The 21,170-nt window shown below is 32.2% G+C and carries 23 protein-coding genes; 20 read left to right on the top strand and 3 right to left on the bottom strand.

All coding sequences use genetic code 11. From position 1 onward, the window contains the following. Positions 1-297: 297 nt before the first annotated feature. Positions 298-642: a helix-turn-helix domain-containing protein gene (locus A8C32_RS19535; protein ID WP_069832044.1), complete on the bottom strand. Its 345-nt coding sequence runs from the start codon at positions 640-642 to the stop codon at positions 298-300. A gap of 146 nt (positions 643-788) precedes the next feature. Between A8C32_RS19535 and A8C32_RS20980 the strand changes: the two genes are divergently transcribed. The 8 genes from A8C32_RS20980 to A8C32_RS19495 all read left to right on the top strand — a co-directional run bounded on the left by A8C32_RS20980 (position 789) and on the right by A8C32_RS19495 (position 8,141). Then, positions 789-2,207, top strand: a complete 1,419-nt coding sequence (locus A8C32_RS20980; protein WP_205635413.1) for a hypothetical protein — start codon at positions 789-791, stop codon at positions 2,205-2,207. Positions 2,208-2,444: 237 nt separating this feature from the next. Continuing rightward, positions 2,445-3,419: a tyrosine-type recombinase/integrase gene (locus tag A8C32_RS19525; RefSeq protein ID WP_069832042.1), complete on the top strand. Its 975-nt coding sequence runs from the start codon at positions 2,445-2,447 to the stop codon at positions 3,417-3,419. Then, positions 3,367-4,359 (top strand): tyrosine-type recombinase/integrase, encoded by a 993-nt coding sequence (locus tag A8C32_RS19520; RefSeq protein ID WP_069832041.1) that lies wholly within the window; start codon positions 3,367-3,369, stop codon positions 4,357-4,359. The genes A8C32_RS19525 and A8C32_RS19520 overlap by 53 nt, the downstream gene beginning before the upstream one ends. A 43-nt stretch (positions 4,360-4,402) precedes the next feature. Beyond that, entirely contained in the window at positions 4,403-5,014 is a 612-nt protein-coding gene (locus A8C32_RS19515; RefSeq protein ID WP_240491783.1) for a JAB domain-containing protein, read from the top strand. 49 nt (positions 5,015-5,063) lie between these two features. After that, positions 5,064-5,312 carry a type II toxin-antitoxin system Phd/YefM family antitoxin gene (locus A8C32_RS19510; RefSeq protein ID WP_069832039.1) on the top strand — a complete coding sequence of 83 codons (249 nt, stop codon included), beginning with the start codon at positions 5,064-5,066 and terminating at the stop codon, positions 5,310-5,312. Then, complete coding sequence (locus tag A8C32_RS19505) at positions 5,313-5,573, top strand: Txe/YoeB family addiction module toxin (protein WP_069832038.1); 261 nt, start codon at positions 5,313-5,315, stop codon at positions 5,571-5,573. An 884-nt stretch (positions 5,574-6,457) separates the two neighbouring features. Next, positions 6,458-7,606, top strand: a complete 1,149-nt coding sequence (locus A8C32_RS19500; protein ID WP_123803494.1) for an RHS repeat-associated core domain-containing protein — start codon at positions 6,458-6,460, stop codon at positions 7,604-7,606. A gap of 19 nt (positions 7,607-7,625) precedes the next feature. Then, positions 7,626-8,141, top strand: a complete 516-nt coding sequence (locus A8C32_RS19495) for a hypothetical protein (protein WP_069832036.1) — start codon at positions 7,626-7,628, stop codon at positions 8,139-8,141. An 82-nt stretch (positions 8,142-8,223) separates the two neighbouring features. Here the strand turns inward: A8C32_RS19495 and A8C32_RS19490 are convergent, their stop codons facing one another. Beyond that, a complete protein-coding gene (locus A8C32_RS19490) occupies positions 8,224-8,550 on the bottom strand; it encodes a helix-turn-helix domain-containing protein (RefSeq protein ID WP_069832035.1) in 327 nt (108 codons plus the stop codon). A gap of 150 nt (positions 8,551-8,700) precedes the next feature. Here A8C32_RS19490 and A8C32_RS19485 point away from each other — a divergent pair, with 150 nt between their 5' ends. From A8C32_RS19485 to A8C32_RS19445, 9 genes are all read left to right on the top strand, one after another. Further along, on the top strand, positions 8,701-10,290 hold the full coding sequence (locus A8C32_RS19485) for a hypothetical protein (protein ID WP_069832030.1): 1,590 nt from the start codon (positions 8,701-8,703) through the stop codon (positions 10,288-10,290). A 72-nt stretch (positions 10,291-10,362) separates the two neighbouring features. Then, complete coding sequence (locus A8C32_RS19480; protein ID WP_069832029.1) at positions 10,363-11,304, top strand: tyrosine-type recombinase/integrase; 942 nt, start codon at positions 10,363-10,365, stop codon at positions 11,302-11,304. Continuing rightward, on the top strand, positions 11,291-12,172 hold the full coding sequence (locus A8C32_RS19475; RefSeq protein ID WP_069832028.1) for a tyrosine-type recombinase/integrase: 882 nt from the start codon (positions 11,291-11,293) through the stop codon (positions 12,170-12,172). The genes A8C32_RS19480 and A8C32_RS19475 overlap by 14 nt, the downstream gene beginning before the upstream one ends. A 55-nt stretch (positions 12,173-12,227) precedes the next feature. After that, positions 12,228-12,449, top strand: coding sequence for a hypothetical protein (locus tag A8C32_RS19470; RefSeq protein WP_083253439.1), 222 nt, complete (start codon positions 12,228-12,230; stop codon positions 12,447-12,449). Further along, the gene (locus A8C32_RS19465; RefSeq protein WP_069832026.1) at positions 12,443-12,736 is read left to right on the top strand and encodes a type II toxin-antitoxin system RelE/ParE family toxin; all 294 of its coding nucleotides are present in this window, start codon (positions 12,443-12,445) and stop codon (positions 12,734-12,736) included. The genes A8C32_RS19470 and A8C32_RS19465 overlap by 7 nt, the downstream gene beginning before the upstream one ends. Positions 12,737-13,307: 571 nt before the next feature. Further along, the gene (locus tag A8C32_RS19460; protein ID WP_069832025.1) at positions 13,308-13,592 is read left to right on the top strand and encodes a hypothetical protein; all 285 of its coding nucleotides are present in this window, start codon (positions 13,308-13,310) and stop codon (positions 13,590-13,592) included. A gap of 122 nt (positions 13,593-13,714) precedes the next feature. Further along, positions 13,715-14,791 (top strand): RHS repeat domain-containing protein, encoded by a 1,077-nt coding sequence (locus A8C32_RS19455; RefSeq protein ID WP_069832034.1) that lies wholly within the window; start codon positions 13,715-13,717, stop codon positions 14,789-14,791. Beyond that, on the top strand, positions 14,776-15,186 hold the full coding sequence (locus A8C32_RS19450) for a hypothetical protein (RefSeq protein WP_069832033.1): 411 nt from the start codon (positions 14,776-14,778) through the stop codon (positions 15,184-15,186). The genes A8C32_RS19455 and A8C32_RS19450 overlap by 16 nt, the downstream gene beginning before the upstream one ends. Positions 15,187-15,324: 138 nt before the next feature. Beyond that, positions 15,325-16,620: an IS1380 family transposase gene (locus tag A8C32_RS19445; protein WP_069832032.1), complete on the top strand. Its 1,296-nt coding sequence runs from the start codon at positions 15,325-15,327 to the stop codon at positions 16,618-16,620. A gap of 546 nt (positions 16,621-17,166) precedes the next feature. On the opposite strand, the gene A8C32_RS19440 is transcribed toward A8C32_RS19445, so the two are convergent. Next, a complete protein-coding gene (locus A8C32_RS19440; RefSeq protein ID WP_069832031.1) occupies positions 17,167-17,493 on the bottom strand; it encodes a helix-turn-helix domain-containing protein in 327 nt (108 codons plus the stop codon). 150 nt (positions 17,494-17,643) lie between these two features. Here A8C32_RS19440 and A8C32_RS19435 point away from each other — a divergent pair, with 150 nt between their 5' ends. The 3 genes from A8C32_RS19435 (at position 17,644) to A8C32_RS19425 (ending at position 21,115) form a co-directional block, all read left to right on the top strand. Further along, a complete protein-coding gene (locus A8C32_RS19435) occupies positions 17,644-19,233 on the top strand; it encodes a hypothetical protein (RefSeq protein ID WP_069832030.1) in 1,590 nt (529 codons plus the stop codon). Positions 19,234-19,305: 72 nt separating this feature from the next. Then, the gene (locus A8C32_RS19430; RefSeq protein ID WP_069832029.1) at positions 19,306-20,247 is read left to right on the top strand and encodes a tyrosine-type recombinase/integrase; all 942 of its coding nucleotides are present in this window, start codon (positions 19,306-19,308) and stop codon (positions 20,245-20,247) included. Next, on the top strand, positions 20,234-21,115 hold the full coding sequence (locus tag A8C32_RS19425; RefSeq protein WP_069832028.1) for a tyrosine-type recombinase/integrase: 882 nt from the start codon (positions 20,234-20,236) through the stop codon (positions 21,113-21,115). Before A8C32_RS19430 ends, A8C32_RS19425 begins: the two co-directional genes overlap by 14 nt. Positions 21,116-21,170 lie beyond the last annotated feature (55 nt).

Below are 21,170 nucleotides of genomic sequence, written 5' to 3'. Positions count from 1 at the left end.
AACAGTTTTCCCCCGCTAAGGTAGCACGTGTTGGCCTGCAATCTCTACGAACCTTTTACAAAAACGTGTTCCATAAATGGGATTGTGTTGTAAATGAGGGGTTTAAAAAAAAGGCCATTGCAATTAAAGTTTTAATATAAAAAAGTAAAAAGAAAAGAAGTTCGTTAAGGGCTTCTTTTTCCCCCGCTGTTCCATAGGCTGCTACTGCTAGGTTGTACCTAGTAGCGTTAAAGATTGGCAGATAGGAGTAATAAAAAAGAGAAAGCTTTTACAGAGATGTAGAGGCTTTTTTTAGTTTTAAGAAGAGAAAGCTTGTTTAGTTTTAAAATCTCTTAAAAAAGCATCAAGAGTAAGTAATAAAGCTTCTTTTTCTTTATTAGGTAGGTTGTTTATTTCATTAAGATGTTTAAGCATTAAAGGATCCTGTAAAGCATTATTATCTTTAGTCTCTCCAAGTAAATAACCAACAGTTGTATTTAATGTGTTAGCAATTTTAACAACAACATCTATAGAAGGTTTAACTTCATCACGTTCGTACTTACCGATAATAGAATGATGAGCTTCAATAAGTTTAGCTAATTCATTTTGAGAAATTTTTTTGACTTCTCTACATTCACGTAATTTTTTACCGAAACTCTGCATTGTAACTAATATTTGGTATGTAATAAGGGTTTATTCACTTAAACGGCAAATATATTGCTAATAAATTATATAATAAAATCAAATATTATTTTGATAAATAATAATATTTTATAGATTTGTACCAAATATTAGCAGGTTTACAAATTATGAACAATCTCGACACTCAAAACCCAAACAACTACATCTATAAAACCAAAGCCATAGAATTAGACATTTTAGGAGGTTTACAGTTAAGTAAATTAGAAAGTTTACGAGTAACATTAAGTATAGAAAAGTTAACCAAAACCAAAGCTGTATTAAATATATTAAGACAAAGTATCGATTTATACAATGATAACCAAGTAGAAAAGTTAGTACGCAAATGTGCAGAACGTTTAGAAATAGGAACAAGTGTTATTAGAAAAACATTACAAGAACTAACCAAAGAATTAGAGAACTATCGTTTTTTACTAACTTCAAAACAAGCAGAATTACAAAAACCATTTAGTAAGACACTCACGGCAAAAGAAGAAAAAGAAGCGATCCAATTTTTACAAAGCAACAACCTATTAGAAAAGACCAACGAATTAATCGGTAAATCTGGAGTAATAGGGGAAGTTGATAATAGAATCTTAATGTACTTAATATTTACATCAAGAAAAACAAAGAATCCTTTACATTGTATAAGTCTAGGAAGTTCTGGAGTTGGAAAAACGCATTTACAATCTAAAGTAGCAGAACTGATACCCGAAGAAGATAAAGTAGAAATTACAGTATTAAGTGCAAACGCCTTTTATTACTTTAATAGAACAGAACTACAACATAAATTAATATTGATAGAAGATTTAGACGGGGCAGAATCTGTACTCTATCCACTTCGCGAATTACAATCTAAAAAGCGCATTACAAAAACAGTAGTTCACAAAGACCGAAAAGGAAATACAAAAACCATCCATCTAACGGTTGAAGGTCCTGTAAGCGTAGCAGGCTGTACTACACAAGAAAGTATTTACGAAGATAATAGCAATCGTTCCTTTTTATTGTACATAGACGAAAGCGAAGAGCAAGATCAAAAAATCATGCAATACCAGCGTTTTTTAAGTGCAGGAAAACTTAATGAACAAGAGCAAATAGAAGCTAAAGATATATTACAAAATGTTCAACGCGTATTAAAACCAATAAAAGTCATTAATCCTTATGCAGAATATTTAGAGTTACCACAATCTGTATTTAAACCCCGAAGAACCAATAGTCATTATTTACAATTTATAGAAGCGATTACTTTTTATAAGCAACAGCAAAGAGAAAATCAATACCATAAAGAAACTGGCGAAGAATATATAGAAACAACAATCGAAGATATACAAGAAGCCAACGAGTTAATTAAAGATGTTTTATTACACAAAAGTGATTTACTAAATGGAGCTTGTAGATATTTTTTTGAATGTCTTAAAGCGTATTTAAAAAAGGAAAACCAAAATCTTTTTACTAATGTAGAAATCCGTAGAATACTACGTGTTAATCCAAGTAATCAAAAACGCTATATGCAACAATTACAATTAGCAAATTTAGTACAGAAAGCCTAAGGGTGATAAAAGAAAAGGCTATCAATATGAAGTTGTTACCTATGATGATTACGAAGCTACATATAAACAAATACAAGAGGTTTTAGAATCAACGATACAAGAATTAGTAGTTCAAGGAGTTCATGATAGTTCAAAGGATAAAATGGACGAATAGTGTTTTTGATAATCAGATAGTTAACTGAGTAGTTCATGAAAGTTCAAAAAACAGATACCTAAATAAAAATCTAGTAGATAATTATGAAAAATTTAAACCTAAATAACCCTAGTTATAAAGAATTATTAATAGCCTTTAAGACATGGTTAGATATTTTAGGTTATTCAGAAAACACGGTTTATTTACTACCTATTCACTTACGAGAGTTTTTTAATTACTTAGAAAATAAAAGCATAAATCAAATCAATCACATACAGACCCAGCATGTAACAGCGTATTATAATCACTTAAAATCTCGACCCAACCAAAGGCGAGCAGGAGGAATAAGCAAAGGACATTTAAATAAACACCAACAAGCACTTTATAAGTTTAGAGAATACTTAAAACAACACAATCATAAAGGCATTAATATTCACCTAAAACGAGAAGAAAGAAACGAAAAGGATAGTTTAAATGTGCTAACACAAGAAGAAATCAAACAACTTTTTGAAGCCACAAATTATAGTCATGGAGATGATAAAATAAGACATCGAGATAAAGCTATTTTAGTATGCGGTTATAGTTGTGGATTACGAAGAAATGAACTAGTACATTTAAATATAAGTGACATCCTTTTTGATAAACAACGTTTATTTGTTAGAAAAGGTAAGAATTATAAAGAACGTTTTGTACCGCTTAATAATCATAGTTTAAAAATCCTCGAAACCTATATTTACGATTGGCGCACAGAATTTTATAAAAGTAAAGAAACAGAAGCCTTATTCATCAATTACCGAGGCGGCAGATTATTAGGAATGAGCTTTGCAAACCGACTAAAAGCCATTATAAAAGTAACAGAAAATAAAGATTTACAAGAACGTAATATTACACTTCACAGCTTACGGCATAGCATAGCAACACATCTATTAGAACAAGGGGCAGACATAGAGCATATCAGCACATTTTTAGGACATGCATCATTAGAATCTACACAAATTTACACACACTTTTTAGAACTCACAGGCGATGAAAACGTACGAACATTATTTAGAGAAAAACGGTTACAGGGCAGAGCGTAAAGAAAATGTACAGTGTACATTTTTAGCGAATGAGCCAGCTGGCGCGATGGCAAATACTGCAAATAAATACACTCATTATCTTGAAAAGAATGGTTATAATGAAAAAACCATTATTACCTATCAAAGAAACGTCACTAGATTTAATAAATGGTGTGTAAGTTATGGAACAACAGCAGAAACTATAGATTATAAAACTTTTTTAAAATACATAGAATATTTACGAAAAGGAAAGTTAAAACCAATAACGCTAAAAACGTATGTTGGTAATCTAAAAACCTATTTTGATTATTTAGTAGAAGGAAATTACAGAGCGCAAAACATCATAAAAGAACTCAATATAAAAGGTGTTAAAAAGTCCGTTATTAGCAATTATTTAGAGTACGAAGAATTGGAAGGTTTATATTATAGTTATCCCATAAATAAAGGGAAAGAAATAGCAAGAAAACGTAATAAAATAATTATAGGTTTATTAGTTTATCAAGGATTAAACACAAGAGATTTACAATTATTAGAAGTAGAAAATATACAGCTTTATAAAGGTAAAATAGAAGTGCCAGGAACTAAAAAAAGTAACTCACGCGAAATCGAATTAAAACCGTTCCAACTCATGGAATTTATGGAGTATATAAATGAGATTAGACCAAAAATTTTACAAGAAACCAATAAAGCCACCGAACAATTATTGTTACCAATCGGCAAGAGCTTTAAACTACATAATACAATCTATAAACTAGCTAAAGAATTAAAAGAAATCAATAACAGTTTTATAGATGTAAAGCAGATAAGAACAAGTGTTATTATTCATTGGTTAAAACAAAACGGATTACGAAAAACTCAATATTTAGCAGGACATAAATACATAAGTTCCACAGAAAGGTATGAGCAAGACGATTTAGAAAGTCTACACGAAACCGTAAATAACTTCCATCCCTTTAAATAAAAAACAAATACTAACTTTACACTTCATCAAAATGAATATAAGATTGACTGAGAAAACAAAAATCAAGATACAAGATGCCGATGATATTTATGGAGTTATGCAGCGTATTTTGTTACGAGAACAAAAAGTAGATAGAGGTAGAGAACACTTTTGGACGATAAGTTTAGATAACGCCAATAAAATATTAAACATCGAATTGGTAAGTATGGGGAGCTTTAAAGCTACGATTGTAGAACCGATGGAGGTTTTTAGTATTCCTTTACAGAAACGAGCTGTAAAGTTAATATTGGTTCATAATCACCCGTCAGGCACACTAAAACCATCGGAAGCCGATAAAGATATTACTGATCATATGATACAAGTGGGTAGGATTATGAAAGTTCCAGTACTAGAACATTTAATTATCACTGAAAGTACTTGTTATAGTTTTGCAGCAACAGGTCTTTTAAAAGAACTAGAAGCTAGTACAAAGTATGTACCTGCTTTTGAGCTTAAAAGACGGTTTGAAAAAGCAGCTTTAGACAAAGGAAAAGAAGAAGGTGTTAAGCAAGGTAAAAAAGAAATGGCAAAAATCATGAAAGTGAACAGAGAACCTATTGAAAAAATCATAGAATATACAGGTCTTACCAAAGTCGTAATTAACAAGTTAAAATAATAGTAATATAAAAAGTACTTTTTTAAGTACTTTTTATTATCTTTGTATTATGGAAACAGTAAATTACACAGACTTTCGTTCAAACTTAAAACATTGGTTCGATAAAGTAATCAATGATGTAAGCGATATCGTTATCAAGCGTAAAAGCGGTAAAGATCTCGTTTTAATATCATTGGATGAATACAATTCATTAAAAGAAACGACCTATCTGCTAACAGGAAAAAACAGAGATGTTTTATTAAACTCTATAAAAGAATTAGAAGCAGGAAAAGGCATTGAAAAAGACTTAATTGAATAAATGAAATTAACTTGGTCTACATCTTCTTGGGAAGATTATTTGTATTGGCAAAAAGTCGATAAGAAACTAGTAAAACGAATTAACGAACTCATTAAAAGTTGTATGCGAACACCTTTTGAAGGCATAGGAAAACCAGAAGCTTTAAAAGGAGATTTACAAGGTTATTGGTCAAGAAGAATAACATCAGAACATCGTTTAGTTTATAAATATGAAAGCGAACAGTTGTTAATCGCAGCTTGTCGTTATCATTACGGAAAATAAAATCCTTATAAAACAAAAGCCACCCCTCGCCACCGCACAGCAATTTTTGTCTATCCAAGCTATTGCAGCACATTGCAATTGTTCGTACCTCACAATCACAAAGAGCTACATCCACCGCTAAAAAGCCAAAAACCGCCCCAAGCAACGTTACATAATAGTAGTTATAATAGCATCCCTTTTTGGTTGCCTTCGGCGATTTTTTATTGTTGCGGGCGTAGTTATAACTGCTATTATGTAAAATTGCCGCTATGCTTTTGCGCTTTTAGCCGCCACTTCTGCCAGCGCACTAGGAAAACATATTTATTTACTTCGTAAGCCATCGCACCGAATTTGCACAAAAAAACGTCGCAAAAAGACATCAAGCGAAAAAGCTTGCCTTACTTCTTTGCTTGTTTTTTTGTACAACTCGTTCCGTCATTACTACGTGACGCTCAATCGTCGCTTAATCTAACATTTTAAAAAGCTGAAGATTGATTAAGACAAGGTGCTAATCCCGAAGTTTTAAGTTTGTAAATCTTCAGCTTTTTAAAATGCAACAACCGCAGGGCGTTAGTCTTCATAATCTTCTCCAATAAAAACTAAAAATAGTAATCGAAGTTCAGAAGTGAGCGTCGGAAGTTGGGCGAGAGGGAGTATTTTACATAATTTACATTATAACGACAGTTTTTAAACAGCAAAAAATAACACATCAAAAACTGTGCGAAGCGAACTTATAATGCCAATTATGTAACATGCCGAGGCTTTTTGCTTACAAAAAACTGGATTTTACCTGCGATGGATTTATGATAAAGTACTATATTTATGATGCTGAAAGGCACTACGTTCTTAAAAATTTTAGAAAGGTACTTTTATATAGGGTATGCGTTAAAAAAAAGTGATTTTTTGTGAAAAAACGCAATGACTACTATCCATTTGGTATGCTGCTACCCAATAGGCATGGTAGCTCGGACTCATATAGATACGGCTTCCAAGGACAAGAGAAGGATGATGAAATTAAAGGCGAAGGAAATTCTTTGAACTATAACTACAGGATGCATGACCCAAGAGTGGGTAGGTTTTTTGCTGTTGACCCATTGGTACATGGTTATCCTTGGTATTCTCCATATCAGTTTAGTGGAAATACACCTATAATGTCTACAGAACTAGAGGGATTAGAACCAATTGTACAAAATGGAATTTTAGTAGGATACACTATACAGCCAGGAATAGTTGGACCTACATATATAGCTCAAGATGTAAATAACCCGTTGACACAATTAATGTATGGTTATACTCTTCAAAATCCAGTTACATGGACAGATATAGTTGCTCAAAATGAGAATTATTATAAAGATGTTGGAGATTGGGGGAATAGTGATATGTATGATGTAAATAATCCTATTTGGAGTGATTTAAATTCCGAAGTTGACCATGAAGTGAATGTATTTGGTACATTGACACCAGATTTTACGACAAAGCCCATATCTTTTGAGATAAATTGGGGAGGAGCAACTTCTTCAGGAAGAGCAAATCCAAAAGACGGTTCAGTTAATTGGTCTAGTGGTATTTTAGATTTTTTAACTCCAAAAGCTGGTTTTGCATTTAGTGATGGAGGGTTTAGTACAGATGGATGGGTAGCAGGTCGTAAAGGTGAAATTTTAGCTTGGTTTGATTTAGGAGGAGGATTATTTGCTTTCACTAGTATTAATAAAAGTCTTAAGGCTCCAACAAGTAGAGGGTTTAAAATTGACAAGAGAACACCTCAGGGACAAACCGTTAAAGGACAAATAGCAGATGGAAAAAAAGCAATAGTTAATGTTATAAAAGCTGTAGGAGAAAGTGGTGTGCTTAATACTCCAAATAGCACTAAGCAAACAATAACAATTCCTATAGTAAAGGAAAGCTCGAAAGCTAGTAGGATACATATAAGAAATGGAAGATACGGCGTAAGTGTAAGTACTTCTGATACAACTTTTTTAGATACTGAAGAAAATAAAAGGAAAGTTGACAGTATAGATAAAGCTAGGTTTAAACGAAAATATGATGAGTTTTAAAAAAAGATAAGAGTTTATAATGAAATATATATATATTAATTTTTGTGGTTGTTTATTGTTTATTGCGTTGGCTAGTTGTAATCTTGTGGAGAAAAAAGACTCTAAAAGTTATATAGATAATAAAGAAACCTCTTCTGATAATGCTTTTGTGGAAATAACTTTAAGTGATACTTTAAAATTAAATAAAAAGCAAAAAATCGAAATAGCATTTTTTCATCCTTTTAATGATAGTATTAATTTTACAGATGAAGATTTTAAAGTAATTGATGCTTGTCTTATATTTAGTCCAAAGAAAAAATTATTAGAAATGAGAAGGGATTTTGATAAAAAATGTGATTCTGTATTACCTCCTTCAAGTAAAATTAATGACACTATATTATTTTCATTTTATTATACACCTACTATTTTGGGTAATAACTCAATTTTGATTAAAATGAAAGAAAAAAATTATTTAAAACCTCATAAAGATTCAACTAGAGTTATTGCATTTAATTATTTTTTAGAAAAAGATTTTTTTGTAGTTCCCCCCCGCTAGCGCTAGTTTGTAACTAGTGCCGTATCGAGTAAGTAAACAGAATATAAAAACAAAAGCTTTTACAGAAATGTAGAGGCTTTTTTTAAGCAATAGCCTTAAGCTTCACAGATTTAATAAGCGCATCAAGGGTGTAAAGAATATGATCTTTATCTTCAGTATTCATTTGCTGTATATCAATAATACGTTTTAAGAGTTCGCTATCCACTTCAACAGCAACCTTACCAACCAAAAAGTCTAAAGACACATTTAAAACATCTGCAATCTTAGAAGCTACTTCAATCGATGGTTTTACTTCATCACGTTCGTAACGTCCAATAATATCTCCAGAAGTTCCAACTTTTTTACCCAAATCGTTTTGGGACAGTTTTTTCTGTTTACGCAATTGTGTGATATGTTCTCCTAAAGTCATACTTAAAAGTCGTTAAAATGCTATATATAATAAGGTTTTAACAAATATAGATGATATAAATATCATAACAAAGGTATATAAATCTTGTTTAAATCTGATAAATGTTTTAGTTTTGTGATAAATAGGTCAGAAAATAAATTTATCAACAAAATGGCAAATAAACTTCAATCCGACAATCCAGAACAACTCATTTACGAAAACGACCTATTAAAACTAACCGTTTTGGGAGGTGTTCGATTAGAAGGCTTAGACAGAATGCGAACCACTTTAAAAATAGAACTAAACAATAGTGTACGTCCACCAGTAAGACACAACCTAGATTTATATAACGACACCCAACTGGAAAAGTTCATAAGAAAATGTGCAGAACGTTTGGAAATAGGCACAAGTATTATATCGGCAAGTTTAAGCGAACTCACGGAAATATTGGAGAATTACAGATTGCAAAAAATAAAAGAGCAAGAAGAAACCTTAAAGCCAAAGTTCAGGAAACTGAATTTAGGAGAAATCGAAGAAGCTGAAAGCTTCCTTAAATCAAACGATTTACTAACCAAAACCAACGAACTCATTGGAAAAAGCGGTGTAATAGGAGAAGAAATAAACCGTTTGTTAATGTATATCATCTTCACAAGCAGAAAACGAGAACAACTATTACATATAGTAAGTTTAGGAAGTAGCGGAACAGGAAAAACCCATTTACAAGAAAAAGTAGGCGAGCTCATTCCAGAAGAAGAACGAGTAAGCATAACCACATTGAGTGAAAACGCTTTTTATTACTTCGGTAAACAAGAACTGAAACACAAAGTTATTTTAATCGAGGATTTGGATGGAGCAGAAAATGCACTTTACCCACTTCGAGAACTACAAACTAAAAAAAGAATAGTAAAAACGATAGCAAGCAAGAACAATAAAGGCGAAACCAAAACCAAATATTTAGTGGTGGAAGGTCCTGTATGCGTTGCAGGTTGTACCACAAAGGAGCATATTTATGAAGATAACGCAAACCGTAGCTTCCTGCTCTACTTGGATGAAAGCCAAGAACAAGACGAAAAAATAATGCAGTATCAACGCCAAATATCAAGTGGCGAAATCAATTTTTACGAGCAAAAAGAACTCCAAGAATTTTTACAAAATACACAACGTATTTTAAAACCGATAACCGTTAGAAATCCTTTTGCCAATAAACTCAATCTTCCACAATCCGTATTTAAACCACGAAGAACCAATAACCATTATTTACAGTTTATAGAAGCCATTACATTTTACTATCAATTTCAACGAGAAAGACAGTTTGATAAAGAAACAGGCGAAGAATATATTGAAACCACTTTGGAAGATATATCTAATGCAAATATGCTTTTAAAGGAAGTGTTACTACGTAAAAGTGATGAACTTACAGGAAGTTGCCGAAACTATTTGGAAAGCCTTAAAACTTATTTAAAAGCCCAAAAGAAAAAACAGTTTACCGCTTTGGAAATCCGCAGACAATTACGACTTCCCAAAACCACACAATGGCGTTACCATAAACAATTAAACGATAGTTGTTTGATTAAGACAATTGTACAAAAAGGAAAGCAAACTAATCGTTTTGAACTAACTAATGAAAAGGAATACAAAGAATTGGAAGCCCAAATACAAACCGTTTTAGAAGATTGTTTAAAGGATATTGAGCGTTCCACCGTTCCAAAGCGTTCCAAAACTAAAATGGAACGGTTAACCAAAACAAAAACAGCAAGTTAAACCAACCGTTCCGCAGTTCCACAAAAAAGTATAAGTGGACTATAAAAAGTCGAGAGCCTCGACACGCAAATCATGAAGAAACTAACACTTAAAAACGAAAGCTTCCAATACATTGAAAAGAGTTTTAGAGAATGGCTCGACACTTTGGGCTATGCAGAAACCACGGTTTACAATCTTCCCAATCACATTAGAGAACTGTTTTATTACCTGGAGCAACACAACATCAATGATATCAAACAACTCGACAATCAAATCATTAAATCCTATTACAATAACCTAAAAATAAGAGGAAATGAACGTCAAGGCGGTGGCTTAAGCAACGCCTATTTAAACAAACATTTACAGGCGCTTTATAAGTTTACGGAATACCTGCGCCAAAGTGGAAGAATGATTTTACCCATACTAACCATAGATTGGGAAAACAACAGTACTACACAAATAGAAATCCTAACTATAGAAGACATACAGCTACTTTACAAATCAACCTACGGTTATCACGAAAACACCAAATGGGAACCATTCTGCGCTAGAGACAGAGCGATATTAACCATTTTCTATGGTTGTGGTTTACGAAGAAACGAAGGCTATCATTTAAACCTGTCAGATATTTATTGGGATAAATCAATATTGCACGTAAAACAAGGAAAAGGCTATAAAGAACGTTTTGTTCCACTCAATAAAACTAACTTAAAATACTTAGAACAATATGTTTACGATTGGAGACCAATAATCGTTCACGACAAAAAAGAAGATGCCCTTTTTATAAGTCAAAAAGGTGTGCGTATGCAAACCCAAAGTATGGCAATCCGTTTAAAGCTGTTGCAACAACGAACCAACGATATAGCATTACAACAAAAGAATTTAAGACTGCATGTATTACGTCATAGCATCGCAACACATCTACTTCAAAATGGCATGTCATTAGAAAAGATAAGCAGGTTTTTAGGACACAGTTCTTTAGAATCGACACAGATTTACACACATTTATTAGCAGAACAAAATGGGAACATTTAAAAACTATCTACTCTCAAAAGGCTACAGTACTGAAACTACGAAAAGTTATAATAAAGGTTTATTGCAATACATTGTTTGGGCAGAAAATAACCAAATAGAAGTTGAACAAAGCAGTTATAATGAAATCATTAGCTATGTTCAAAGTCTAAAAAATCGAGGTTTGCAACAGCGTTCCATACAACAAACCATGAACAGCTTAAAACACTATTTTAAGTGGCTTATAGAAAGAGAGTTTAGGAATGATAATCCAACATCAAACGTGAATATTAAAGGCATTAAAAGGCGAAAACTTTACAATGTTTTAAACAAACAAGATTTAGAGAAACTATATAATGATTTTAAAAGTATTGAATCAGAAAAACTGGCCAAAAAACGCAATGAAATTATCTTAAGTTTATTGGTCTATCAAGGTTTAAGCAGTACCGATTTAGCACAATTAACAATACAGGATTTAAAGCTTAGAGAAGGAAATATATTTATAAAAGGCACACGAAACAGTAACGAAAGAACCTTAAAACTGGAATCACATCAAATCTTAGATTTTATGGAATATACGTTACAAACGAGGAAAGCCATTTTAAAAGAAACAGGAAAGGACACCGATTTATTATTTACCAGTTTTGGAGTAAGTACAAAGTTCAATAACATCATTAGTAAGTTCTTACCAAAGTTAAAAAAGCTGAACAGAAACATTGAAAGCGTGCATCAAATACGAACAAGTGTTATTACACAATGGTTAAAACATTACAATCTCCGAGAAGTACAATATATGGCTGGACATCGCTATGTAAGTTCAACAGAAGCCTATTTAATCAATGATTTAGACGATTTACAAGAAGACATTAATAAATACCACCCAATAGGATAAATTAAGAAATATGGAACAGAAATTGTATCTTTACATTAGTAAAAAGAAAAATATCATGGATTTAGAAGCAAGAAAATACGAGTTTATACAAAAGCTATTTAATGTAAATGAAACGCTTTTTGAAAAGTTAGAAACTATTATAAATAAAGAAGCCAAAGAGCCTAAAAGAATTAGTTTAGAGCAATATAATAAAGAAATTGACGAAGCTATTGAGGATGTTGAAAATGGAAATTTTTACACGCAAGACGAAGCTCGGAAAATAGCAAGTCAATGGTAGAAGTTGTTTGGCGAAAAATAGCTTTAAAACAACTAAATAAAGCTTACAACTACATCAAAAAAGAATCATTACAATCTGCTAAAAAAGTACGTGAAGAAATCTTCGATAAAGCAGAAAATCTAAAACATAATCCAGAGATTTATCCACTTGATAAATATCGTAAAAATAACGATGGCACAATTAGAGCTTTTGAAGTTTATAGTTATCGAATCGCTTATCAAATAACAAAATCTGAAATTAGAATATTACGAGTTCGACACACAAAAAGAGAACCTTTAGAACATTAAATAATCCCCACAAAACAAAACCCAGTTTTTTGCGAAAAGCAAAAACCCTCTGTCTTTTGTTTTGTTCCGCGCGCCACCGCTAAATGTAATTTTTGTCTATCCGAACTATTACAGCACATTGCTTTTTTGCAATAGAATTTATTATTTAAAAGTCGGTTATCGACAAAAAAGCAAAGAGCTGTATCCACCGCTAAAAAGCCAAAAATTACCCCAAGCCAAGTTACATAATAGAAGTTATAGTACTTTCCTTTTTGGTTGCCTTCGGCGATTTTTTATTGTTACGGGCGATAGCTATAACTGCTATTATGTAAAATGTCCAGCTTTGCCCACGCTCACTTCAGAACACAAAAGAAACATCCGAACAAATCAGAAACTTCAGAACACAAAAGCTGACGCACTATCGTTTATCTCATTTTAAAAAGATGAAGATTGATTAAGGTCGTTTCTTAACCCGAAATTATAGGCTTGTAAATCTTCATCTTTTTAAAACGTTTGATGCTTCTGAAAACGTTCCGATAAATGAACAATCTACGAAGTGGTTTTATGCGGTTGGGATTGTTCATTTATTGGAATGGAACAACTGAAAGGCGTTAGTATTCATAAACTTTTAAAATCAAATCCAAAAACATCAATTGAAGTTCAAAACCGAGCGTCGGAAGTCAGGCGAAAGGAAGTATTTTACATAATTTACATTATAACGACAGTTTTTAAACAGCAAAAAATAATAAGGGTTAAAAACTGTGCGGAGCGGACTTATAATGCCAATTATGTAACATATCGTGGCAAGGGAAGGCATGCCAAAACAAGGGCTGTTTTGGTACAAAATATTTGGGTTGGCGTGCCGTGGGATTTATAAGAAAATACTATATTTACAAGGCTTGAAAAAGCATACGTTCTTTTAAATAAATTTTTGAAGCAGGCTCTAAGAAAAACGAAAGCATGCCTTTAAAAAATGCAATAGATTAGTTCCCCTTTGGTATGCTGCTACCCAATAGGCATGGTAGCTCGGACTCATATAGATACGGCTTCCAAGGACAAGAGAAGGATGATGAAGTTAAAGGAGAAGGGAATAACTTGAATTACAAATACAGAATGCATGACCCAAGGATTGGACGATTCTTTGCGATTGACCCGTTGGAAAGGAAATATCCTTGGAATAGCCCTTATGCTTTTTCTGAAAACAGGGTGATTGACCGTGTCGAACTAGAAGGGCTTGAGGCTACCGAGATTGAAGCTCATCAAGAATATGCAGCTATCGTTTATTGGCAATTACACAAACATTATGGTTCTGCAAAAGTTCTAAATAATGCACCTTCTAAAGAATTGTATCAAAATCCATGGGTTCAGGCTATCTCGGATAATTCAGCAATAATTTCTCAACTTTTAGATTTTTCAAAAAGGCAATATTATTTTGAACAAAAAGGCACAAAAGAGGGAGAATATTATGAAGAAATGTTTAAAATAGCTCTTAAGCATGGAACCGCAGAAGATGTAATTAATTTAACCAACCTTCATATAAATGAATTCAATGGTGAGATATTACATTTTGCAGGAGCATTTGTAAATACATTCGCAGGAGCTTGGCTTGTAGGTGGTGTTCCTGTACCATCGATTACAAGTAAGTCTATTTCAATTTCAAGTGCAGCTGCTAGTATATCTGATGATATTGGAGTAATTACTCTTAAGTCGACTTTACCTCAAGCTGGGGACAACTTTATTAAAAAAGCTGCTGGTTTTTTTGCAAAGCATATCCTTTCGAAAGGGGATGATGGAGTGGCTAGACTAGTAGACACTAAAGGAGAATGGGTAGATTTCGTTGTTGACCATGCAGGAAAACTTTTTATTGGTAAAGGACATTCACATATGTCTGGAGCTGCAAGTCATGTTCAACATGCAGGGGGAATGGTTATTAAAAATGGAAAAATCATAAAAATCACAAACGGAAGTGGGCATTATTTACCTAACCCAAAACAGTTTGAAGCTACCATTAAATTGCTAGAAGAAGCAGGTGTTTTAAGTGATGATGTTATAAAAACGATATGGAAAACAAAGTGATAATAGTAAATGACAAAAATTCCTTAATAGAAAATACTACATTGAATAAAAGGTATGAGTCACTTTCTGGAAAATTTGAATGGAATTTAGTTATAATAGGTAATTCTAATGGTTATGATTTTAGGTTTGAATTTAGAAAAATTCTTGATGAGATACATTCTATTGAAGAAATGTGTAATACTTCTTATAATTTTAATATCGAATACCCTTATCAGAATTTTTTGAGTTTAGGCAAACATAGATATTTTGTTAAACAATTAAATATGGTTTTTTCAGAAAAAAATGAACATAATATCAAACTAAACTTAAATGCTAGTCTAGAAAATAATAACGATTGGGGAATGACTCCAATAGAAATTAATTTAAAAGACTTAATTATAAACTTAAAAACCTGATTTCGAGACCCCGCTACCGCTAGTTTAAAACCTTAAATCCGTAAGTTTCTTATAAAAAACAACCGCAAAGTCTCATAAATAAAAGGTTTGCGGTTTTTAGTATTTTCACCTAACTTGGTGTTTCACAAAACACTAAAGATGAAAATACTAAATTCTACTCACATAAGTCCTTTCGGAGGTCTAAATTTTGTTTTAGAAGAGTTTGAAAACAAAAAGATAGGTGATTTATTAAAAGAATATTTACCATTATTACCTAATCAATGTAAATATTCATGGAAAGATTTATTGTTTTCTTTTTGGTCGATATACTTCTGCGGTGGTGATTGTATAGAAGACTTAGCAGGTAATTTTCATCATCATTTAAAAAGTAACCGGTTTCTAAAAGTTCCTAGCCCAGATAGGATTCTAGATCGATTCAAAGAACTATCAAAAAACAAAGTTTTATTGAAAAGCCCACGAGGAAAGCGTATACATGAATTCAGTATGAATCAAGACCTCAATAGGCTTAATTTAAAGATATTAACTATTTTAAATGCCTTATCAACAAAAGAGTTAACTCTTGATTATGATAACACTTTGATATTTAATAACAAAGCAGATAGTGCCAACACATACAAAAAGGAATATGGATACTGCCTAGGAGTAGGGATTATTGGTAACAACGTTGTTTATCTAGAAAATAGAAACGGCAACAGTAACCCTAGGACTTTACAAGAGGAAACTCTGTGTAGAATGTTTTATCTCTTGGATGAACAGGATATAAAAATTAAAGCATTTAGAGCAGATAGTGCTTCTTATTTGTATAAGGTATTGTGTTTAGTAGAACAGAAATCAGATTATTTTTATATAAAAGCACGTATGAATGCTGCTGTGGCTAGGGCAATTAATGATATACAACATTGGGAAAAAATAGAAACAGCTACTGAAACAATCTATCGCGGAGAAATCCAGTATAAACCTTTTATTAAGACTCATAGAGAGTCAAAATCTAAAAAACCACTAAAAACACATCGCTTAATAGTCTCTAAAATTGAAAGAAACGATAAGCAAATAAACTTATTTACAAATGAGGCTTATCTCTATTCTGCTATTCTTACTAATGACAATCAAAAGAGTTGTGATGATGTGGTATATTTTTATAATCAAAGAGGAACAATTGAAAAAGAATTTGACGTTTTAAAAAATGATTTTGGATGGAAAAACCTGCCTTTTTCTAAGCTAGAGCAAAATACTGTTTTTATGATATTTACAGCCATTTGTAGAAATTTATATCATCATATTATTACGCTTTTTTCTGAAAAATATAAGTTTTTAAAAGCAAATTTTAGAATAAAGAAATTTATTTTTAGGTTCATTACAGTCCCTGCAAAATGGATTAAAACATCCAGACAATATAAGCTAAGAATATATGGCAATATTCATTTTAAAACATAAGTAATACAAAAAACCTCTGGATTTATTTACTAAAAAACAAAAACCAATAAAACTTGGGTAGGTACTTATTGTCTTCATTATAGCTTATGTTAAAAAACCTAATTGTAGGTTTGGTATAAAAATATAATAATACCGCATCTAAATAAAATTGTTCCTTTTTCCTTGAAAACAAAACCAATTTAAACCTAATGTAGATAGACTTACGGATTTAAGGTTGTAGCTAGTGGCGGCAAGAGTGAGTAAAAAAGAGTGGCAAAAACTAAAATTTTAAAAAGCTTTTACAGAGATGTAAGGGCTTTTTTTTATGAATAAGCTAAACGAGCTTTTGTGTCTCTAATCATGGCATCAATAGCGAATAAGATATGTTTGCGGTCTTCTTCAGGAAACTTTTGTATGGTTAGAACCCTTTTGGAAATAGCTTCATCAATTAATAGTTCGGTTTTACCAACCAAATAATCCCCCCGCTACCGCTAGTTTAAAAACTAGTGGCGGTACGAGTAAGAAAAAATAAAACAGAAAGCTTTTACAGCAATGTAAAGGCTTTTTTTAAGCAATAGCCTTAAATTTTACAGATTTAATAAGCGCATCAAGGGTGTAAAGAATATGATCTTTATCTTCAGTATTCATTTGCTGTATATCAATAATACGTTTTAAGAGTTCGCTATCCACTTCAACAGCAACCTTACCAACCAAAAAGTCTAAAGACACATTTAAAACATCTGCAATCTTAGAAGCTACTTCAATCGATGGTTTTACTTCATCACGTTCGTAACGTCCAATAATATCTCCAGAAGTTCCAACTTTTTTACCCAAATCGTTTTGGGACAGTTTTTTCTGTTTACGCAATTGTGTGATATGTTCTCCTAAAGTCATACTTAAAAGTCGTTAAAATGCTATATATAATAAGGTTTTAACAAATATAGATGATATAAATATCATAACAAAGGTATATAAATCTTGTTTAAATCTGATAAATGTTTTAGTTTTGTGATAAATAGGTCAGAAAATAAATTTATCAACAAAATGGCAAATAAACTTCAATCCGACAATCCAGAACAACTCATTTACGAAAACGACCTATTAAAACTAACCGTTTTGGGAGGTGTTCGATTAGAAGGCTTAGACAGAATGCGAACCACTTTAAAAATAGAACTAAACAATAGTGTACGTCCACCAGTAAGACACAACCTAGATTTATATAACGACACCCAACTGGAAAAGTTCATAAGAAAATGTGCAGAACGTTTGGAAATAGGCACAAGTATTATATCGGCAAGTTTAAGCGAACTCACGGAAATATTGGAGAATTACAGATTGCAAAAAATAAAAGAGCAAGAAGAAACCTTAAAGCCAAAGTTCAGGAAACTGAATTTAGGAGAAATCGAAGAAGCTGAAAGCTTCCTTAAATCAAACGATTTACTAACCAAAACCAACGAACTCATTGGAAAAAGCGGTGTAATAGGAGAAGAAATAAACCGTTTGTTAATGTATATCATCTTCACAAGCAGAAAACGAGAACAACTATTACATATAGTAAGTTTAGGAAGTAGCGGAACAGGAAAAACCCATTTACAAGAAAAAGTAGGCGAGCTCATTCCAGAAGAAGAACGAGTAAGCATAACCACATTGAGTGAAAACGCTTTTTATTACTTCGGTAAACAAGAACTGAAACACAAAGTTATTTTAATCGAGGATTTGGATGGAGCAGAAAATGCACTTTACCCACTTCGAGAACTACAAACTAAAAAAAGAATAGTAAAAACGATAGCAAGCAAGAACAATAAAGGCGAAACCAAAACCAAATATTTAGTGGTGGAAGGTCCTGTATGCGTTGCAGGTTGTACCACAAAGGAGCATATTTATGAAGATAACGCAAACCGTAGCTTCCTGCTCTACTTGGATGAAAGCCAAGAACAAGACGAAAAAATAATGCAGTATCAACGCCAAATATCAAGTGGCGAAATCAATTTTTACGAGCAAAAAGAACTCCAAGAATTTTTACAAAATACACAACGTATTTTAAAACCGATAACCGTTAGAAATCCTTTTGCCAATAAACTCAATCTTCCACAATCCGTATTTAAACCACGAAGAACCAATAACCATTATTTACAGTTTATAGAAGCCATTACATTTTACTATCAATTTCAACGAGAAAGACAGTTTGATAAAGAAACAGGCGAAGAATATATTGAAACCACTTTGGAAGATATATCTAATGCAAATATGCTTTTAAAGGAAGTGTTACTACGTAAAAGTGATGAACTTACAGGAAGTTGCCGAAACTATTTGGAAAGCCTTAAAACTTATTTAAAAGCCCAAAAGAAAAAACAGTTTACCGCTTTGGAAATCCGCAGACAATTACGACTTCCCAAAACCACACAATGGCGTTACCATAAACAATTAAACGATAGTTGTTTGATTAAGACAATTGTACAAAAAGGAAAGCAAACTAATCGTTTTGAACTAACTAATGAAAAGGAATACAAAGAATTGGAAGCCCAAATACAAACCGTTTTAGAAGATTGTTTAAAGGATATTGAGCGTTCCACCGTTCCAAAGCGTTCCAAAACTAAAATGGAACGGTTAACCAAAACAAAAACAGCAAGTTAAACCAACCGTTCCGCAGTTCCACAAAAAAGTATAAGTGGACTATAAAAAGTCGAGAGCCTCGACACGCAAATCATGAAGAAACTAACACTTAAAAACGAAAGCTTCCAATACATTGAAAAGAGTTTTAGAGAATGGCTCGACACTTTGGGCTATGCAGAAACCACGGTTTACAATCTTCCCAATCACATTAGAGAACTGTTTTATTACCTGGAGCAACACAACATCAATGATATCAAACAACTCGACAATCAAATCATTAAATCCTATTACAATAACCTAAAAATAAGAGGAAATGAACGTCAAGGCGGTGGCTTAAGCAACGCCTATTTAAACAAACATTTACAGGCGCTTTATAAGTTTACGGAATACCTGCGCCAAAGTGGAAGAATGATTTTACCCATACTAACCATAGATTGGGAAAACAACAGTACTACACAAATAGAAATCCTAACTATAGAAGACATACAGCTACTTTACAAATCAACCTACGGTTATCACGAAAACACCAAATGGGAACCATTCTGCGCTAGAGACAGAGCGATATTAACCATTTTCTATGGTTGTGGTTTACGAAGAAACGAAGGCTATCATTTAAACCTGTCAGATATTTATTGGGATAAATCAATATTGCACGTAAAACAAGGAAAAGGCTATAAAGAACGTTTTGTTCCACTCAATAAAACTAACTTAAAATACTTAGAACAATATGTTTACGATTGGAGACCAATAATCGTTCACGACAAAAAAGAAGATGCCCTTTTTATAAGTCAAAAAGGTGTGCGTATGCAAACCCAAAGTATGGCAATCCGTTTAAAGCTGTTGCAACAACGAACCAACGATATAGCATTACAACAAAAGAATTTAAGACTGCATGTATTACGTCATAGCATCGCAACACATCTACTTCAAAATGGCATGTCATTAGAAAAGATAAGCAGGTTTTTAGGACACAGTTCTTTAGAATCGACACAGATTTACACACATTTATTAGCAGAACAAAATGGGAACATTTAAAAACTATCTACTCTCAAAAGGCTACAGTACTGAAACTACGAAAAGTTATAATAAAGGTTTATTGCAATACATTGTTTGGGCAGAAAATAACCAAATAGAAGTTGAACAAAGCAGTTATAATGAAATCATTAGCTATGTTCAAAGTCTAAAAAATCGAGGTTTGCAACAGCGTTCCATACAACAAACCATGAACAGCTTAAAACACTATTTTAAGTGGCTTATAGAAAGAGAGTTTAGGAATGATAATCCAACATCAAACGTGAATATTAAAGGCATTAAAAGGCGAAAACTTTACAATGTTTTAAACAAACAAGATTTAGAGAAACTATATAATGATTTTAAAAGTATTGAATCAGAAAAACTGGCCAAAAAACGCAATGAAATTATCTTAAGTTTATTGGTCTATCAAGGTTTAAGCAGTACCGATTTAGCACAATTAACAATACAGGATTTAAAGCTTAGAGAAGGAAATATATTTATAAAAGGCACACGAAACAGTAACGAAAGAACCTTAAAACTGGAATCACATCAAATCTTAGATTTTATGGAATATACGTTACAAACGAGGAAAGCCATTTTAAAAGAAACAGGAAAGGACACCGATTTATTATTTACCAGTTTTGGAGTAAGTACAAAGTTCAATAACATCATTAGTAAGTTCTTACCAAAGTTAAAAAAGCTGAACAGAAACATTGAAAGCGTGCATCAAATACGAACAAGTGTTATTACACAATGGTTAAAACATTACAATCTCCGAGAAGTACAATATATGGCTGGACATCGCTATGTAAGTTCAACAGAAGCCTATTTAATCAATGATTTAGACGATTTACAAGAAGACATTAATAAATACCACCCAATAGGATAAATTAAGAAATATGGAACAGAAATTGTATCTTTACATTAGTAAAAAGAAAAATATC

The sequence above is a fragment of the Flavivirga aquatica genome (genome assembly GCF_001747085.1).
Lineage (GTDB): Bacteria > Bacteroidota > Bacteroidia > Flavobacteriales > Flavobacteriaceae > Algibacter_C > Algibacter_C aquatica.
Note: the sequence above shows the minus strand (reverse complement) of the source record. Positions and strands in the feature narration are given on the sequence as shown.